The sequence below is a fragment of the Streptococcus sp. CL8.13 genome (assembly GCF_049737895.1).
Genome location: NZ_JBKOTT010000084.1, coordinates 1 through 4,200 on the forward strand (window position 1 = coordinate 1; position 4,200 = coordinate 4,200).

The 4,200-nt window shown below is 38.9% G+C and carries 7 protein-coding genes; 5 read left to right on the plus strand and 2 right to left on the minus strand.

The genetic code is table 11. The features are described from left to right. The first annotated feature begins 28 nt into the window (after positions 1-28). The 5 genes from coaB (at position 29) to ACLNCN_RS03715 (ending at position 3,058) form a co-directional block, all read left to right on the plus strand. A complete protein-coding gene (gene coaB, locus ACLNCN_RS03695) occupies positions 29-718 on the plus strand; it encodes a phosphopantothenate--cysteine ligase (protein ID WP_424844647.1) in 690 nt (229 codons plus the stop codon). 11 nt (positions 719-729) lie between these two features. After that, the gene (gene coaC / locus ACLNCN_RS03700; RefSeq protein WP_424844648.1) at positions 730-1,281 is read left to right on the plus strand and encodes a phosphopantothenoylcysteine decarboxylase; all 552 of its coding nucleotides are present in this window, start codon (positions 730-732) and stop codon (positions 1,279-1,281) included. Further along, positions 1,265-1,828: an ECF transporter S component gene (locus ACLNCN_RS03705; RefSeq protein ID WP_000747412.1), complete on the plus strand. Its 564-nt coding sequence runs from the start codon at positions 1,265-1,267 to the stop codon at positions 1,826-1,828. The genes coaC and ACLNCN_RS03705 overlap by 17 nt, the downstream gene beginning before the upstream one ends. 175 nt (positions 1,829-2,003) lie before the next feature. Continuing rightward, positions 2,004-2,531, plus strand: coding sequence for an ECF transporter S component (locus ACLNCN_RS03710; RefSeq protein ID WP_125415749.1), 528 nt, complete (start codon positions 2,004-2,006; stop codon positions 2,529-2,531). Between the two features lie 11 nt (positions 2,532-2,542). Next, the gene (locus ACLNCN_RS03715; RefSeq protein WP_125415751.1) at positions 2,543-3,058 is read left to right on the plus strand and encodes a transcription repressor NadR; all 516 of its coding nucleotides are present in this window, start codon (positions 2,543-2,545) and stop codon (positions 3,056-3,058) included. Here ACLNCN_RS03715 and ACLNCN_RS03720 read toward each other — a convergent pair. Next, a complete protein-coding gene (locus tag ACLNCN_RS03720) occupies positions 3,055-3,522 on the minus strand; it encodes an 8-oxo-dGTP diphosphatase (RefSeq protein WP_125393311.1) in 468 nt (155 codons plus the stop codon). The genes ACLNCN_RS03715 and ACLNCN_RS03720 overlap by 4 nt on opposite strands. A gap of 70 nt (positions 3,523-3,592) precedes the next feature. Continuing rightward, on the minus strand, positions 3,593-4,081 hold the full coding sequence (locus tag ACLNCN_RS03725; RefSeq protein WP_125415754.1) for a GNAT family N-acetyltransferase: 489 nt from the start codon (positions 4,079-4,081) through the stop codon (positions 3,593-3,595). Positions 4,082-4,200 lie beyond the last annotated feature (119 nt).

Below are 4,200 nucleotides of genomic sequence, written 5' to 3' on the forward strand. Positions count from 1 at the left end.
ACCGTTTATTTTTGTGTACAATAGTGCTATGAAAATTTTAGTTACATCGGGCGGTACCAGTGAAGCCATCGATAGCGTCCGCTCTATCACTAACCATTCTACAGGTCGCTTGGGCAAAATCATCACTGAAACCTTGCTTGCTGCAGGGCATGAAGTTTGTTTAATGACGACAAAACGAGCTGTGAAGCCAGAAGCCCATCCCAACCTAAGTATTAGAGAAATTAAAGACACGAATGACCTTTTTCTTGAAATGAAAGAACGGGTTCAGGATTATCAGGTCTTGATTCACTCAATGGCTGTTTCTGACTACACTCCTGTTTATATGACAGGGCTTGAGGAAGTTCAGGCTAGCTCCAATCTAGAAGAATTTTTAAACAAGCAGAATCATCAAGCCAAGATTTCTTCAACTGATGAGGTTCAGGTTTTGTTCCTTAAAAAGACACCCAAAATCATCTCCCTAGTCAAGGAATGGAATCCTGCTATTCATCTGATTGGCTTCAAACTGCTGGTTGATGTCTCTGAAGATTATCTTATCGAGATTGCCCGAAAAAGTCTTATCAAGAACCAAGCAGACTTAATCATAGCAAATGACCTAACTCAAATATCAGTAAATCAGCACAGAGCTATCTTTGTTGAGAAAGATCAGCTTCAAACAGTTCAGACTAAAGAAGAAATTGCAAAACTCCTCCTTGAAAAAATTCAAGCCTATCATTCTTAGAAAGGAAAGCTATGGCACATATTCTCTTGGCTGTAACGGGCTCAATCGCCTCTTACAAGTCGGCAGATTTAGTCAGTTCTCTAAAAAAACAAGGTCATCAGATCACAGTCTTAATGACCCAGGCTGCTACAGAGTTTATCCAACCTTTGACACTACAGGTACTCTCACAGAATTCTGTCCACTTAGATGTCATGAAGGAACCCTATCCTGAACAAGTCAATCATATCGAACTTGGAAAAGAAACTGATCTATTCATCGTGGCCCCTGCAACAGCTAACACTATTGCAAAACTAGCCCATGGTTTTGCGGACAACATGGTAACTTGTACGGCTCTAGCCTTGCCAAGTCATATCCCAAAACTCATCGCACCTGCTATGAATACAAAGATGTACGACCATCCAGCAACTCAGGCTAATCTGAAAACATTAGAAACCTACGGCTATCAGCTGATTGCTCCAAAAGAATCCCTACTAGCTTGTGGAGACTATGGACGAGGAGCTTTAGCCGACCTCACAATTATTTTAGAAAGAATAAAGGAAACTATCGATGAAAAAACGCTCTAACATTGCACCTATTGCTATCTTTTTTGCAACCATGCTCGTGATTCACTTTCTGAGCTCACTTATCTTTAACCTTTTTCCATTCCCAATCAAACCGACCATCGTTCATATTCCTGTCATTATTGCCAGCATTATTTACGGTCCACGAGTTGGGGTTACACTTGGATTTTTGATGGGGCTTCTTAGCTTGACAGTTAATACGATTACGATTCTACCTACAAGCTACCTCTTCTCACCATTTGTACCAAACGGAAACATCTACTCAGCTATCATTGCCATCGTCCCACGTATTTTGATTGGTTTAACTCCGTATCTAGTCTATAAACTGATGAAAAATAAAACTGGTCTGATTCTAGCTGGTGCCCTAGGTTCACTTACCAACACAGTCTTTGTACTTGGTGGAATTTTCTACCTTTTTGGAAATGTTTTTGATGGTAATATCCAAAAACTCCTAGCAACTGTTATCTCAACAAATTCGATTGCCGAATTAGTCATTTCCGCAGTTCTAACCCTAGCCATTGTTCCAAGACTACAGACTTTGAAAAAATAAAAACATCTCCACTTTCAAGCTTGAAGGTGGAGATGTTGCTCTATACAGTTTCTTTTTAGTGAAATCTTTACTAACTTTTAACAAAAAAACGACCTATAAACTCAAGTAAATCCTTGCTTTATTGTCTTGTTTATTGTACTATACTAGTGTATATACAGATAAAAAGGAGATTCTTATGAATATACGGAAAAAAACACAATTTATGACAATGACTGCCCTTTTAACGGCTATTGCAATTTTGATTCCAATTGTTATGCCTTTTAAGATTGTCATTCCTCCTGCTTCTTACACTTTGGGAAGCCACATCGCTATTTTTATTGCCATGTTCTTGTCGCCCTTGATGGCTGTTTTTGTCATCCTAGCCTCTAGTTTTGGATTTTTGATGGCTGGCTATCCAATGGTTATCGTATTTCGAGCTTTTTCCCATATCTTTTTTGGGACTCTAGGAGCTCTTTACCTACAAAAATTCCCCGAAACCCTTGATAAACCAAAAGCTTCCTGGATTTTCAACTTTGTGTTAGCGCTTGTCCATGCCCTTGCTGAAGTATTGGCCTGTGTCATTTTTTATGCAACTTCCGGTACCAATGTAGAAAATATGTTTTATGTTCTATTTGTGCTAGTTGGATTTGGTACAATTATCCATAGTATGATAGACTATACATTAGCACTAGCTGTTTATAAAGTGCTTCGAAAACGCCGTTAAAAGGAAGAACTATGACAAAAAATCGCAAACAAGCCCTGCTCCAACTCTTGAAAGAAGCTCCTAAAGCCCTCAACGGCCAAAGTTTGGCGGAACATTTTCATGTCACACGTCAGGTCATTGTACAAGACATTGCAATTTTGAGAGCCGATGGCGCTCCTATCCTATCCACTAATCGTGGCTACGTCTATAAGCAAATTGATACCAATCCTTATGTTCACAAACTTTTCAAAGTGAAACATGAAGTTGAAGAAATCGGTCAAGAACTCCTTGCTATCGTAGATAATGGTGGACGTGTTCAAAATACCTTGATTGACCATCCCGTTTATGGAGAAATTGAAACCTTGCTTAAACTGTCTTGTCGCAGAGATGTGCAACATTTTCTAGAACAAGTCGAACATTCTGACTTTAGACCTCTGTCTGAATTGACAGATGGCATCCATTACCACCTAGTCGAAGCTGAAACACAACAAGACCTCCGCTATATCGAGGAGGCCTTGGATCAGCTCGGTTATTTAGTAAAAGACTAGAAAATTTTCTTTTCCCAATCGTCTTCTGTACGGCGAGGGTAAAAAAATTCAGATTTGTCAGGAGCTTCCATCATCTCCATCAAGGGTAACATATCATAGGCCAGATCCAAGTTTGGAATCTGGTCTTTTTGCACCCAAGAAACTTCTCCTTCATCTGAAGAGCGAAGGCTACCAGAGAACTCAGTCGCCTTATAACAAACGACAATATAGCGCCCACCTGTATCCAGAGGCCAATTTTTAATACCGACAAGTTGAGGATTTTGGATAGTCAACCCTGTTTCTTCATATATTTCACGAATGACAGACTCTGCGAAAGCTTCGCCATTTTCTACATGACCTCCAGGAAAGGCATAACCAGACCAGCGATTGGTTTCAGGAGAGCGATACTGCATAACCACGCGCTGAGTTTCGAGGTCTTCAATCAGACAAATGTTTGTTAAAATCGTTAATTGGGAACGGGACATATTTTCTCGCTTTCTAATTTATTAAATTTTCAGACTTGGTACCAGAGATTCTAGATTCTACTTTTTAAAATTATTTAGAATAAAATACCATTCGTTTTTCCTTTATAGGCTTTCCAAGTTCAAGTATTTTTTCTTGTCCATCAAAAGTAAAACCCATTTTTTGATAGAAAGCAATGGCTCGCTTATTATCTTTCAATACCCATAAGAAAATTTCAGAAAAATGATCAAGAGCAGTCAAAGCTACTTTCATTAACTTTTGTGCGATGCCTTTTCCATAATAGTCTTTTAAAACATATAAGGCAATAATTTCGCCAGCTTGAATAGTCTCATCACGAAAGTTGCCATAACTGATAAAACCAACTACCTTCATACCATCCATCGCAATCAATGTATTTTCTGGATACTTTTTACTAAAGAATCGACACCTTTCTAATGTCATTGTCTCCTGAAATTCTGCAGGCAAAAGGTCATCATAAGCCTCTCTCCACGTTTGCCAGTGAACGAGGGATTTACCTTCTATCTCTTCAGGAGTTTCCATTGATTTGATAATAACCGTCATTTACTTTCTTTTCCTTAATCCAACACCCTGACTTCCTTTGCTACTTTTTGTAGAAATTTTTGTCTTGTTGAACTTGTATTTACTTCACGGCCTAACTCTCCCAAGATTGAAACCCTCTT

What these genes read in the sequence shown, in the direction of transcription:
- coaB (WP_424844647.1), top strand. Translation starts at nt 29, where the DNA reads ATGAAAATTTTAGTTACATCGGGCGGTACCAGTGAAGCCATCGATAGC.
- coaC (WP_424844648.1), top strand. Translation starts at nt 730, where the DNA reads ATGGCACATATTCTCTTGGCTGTAACGGGCTCAATCGCCTCTTACAAG.
- ACLNCN_RS03705 (WP_000747412.1), top strand. Translation starts at nt 1,265, where the DNA reads ATGAAAAAACGCTCTAACATTGCACCTATTGCTATCTTTTTTGCAACC.
- ACLNCN_RS03710 (WP_125415749.1), top strand. Translation starts at nt 2,004, where the DNA reads ATGAATATACGGAAAAAAACACAATTTATGACAATGACTGCCCTTTTA.
- ACLNCN_RS03715 (WP_125415751.1), top strand. Translation starts at nt 2,543, where the DNA reads ATGACAAAAAATCGCAAACAAGCCCTGCTCCAACTCTTGAAAGAAGCT.
- ACLNCN_RS03720 (WP_125393311.1), bottom strand. Translation starts at nt 3,522, where the DNA reads ATGTCCCGTTCCCAATTAACGATTTTAACAAACATTTGTCTGATTGAA.
- ACLNCN_RS03725 (WP_125415754.1), bottom strand. Translation starts at nt 4,081, where the DNA reads ATGACGGTTATTATCAAATCAATGGAAACTCCTGAAGAGATAGAAGGT.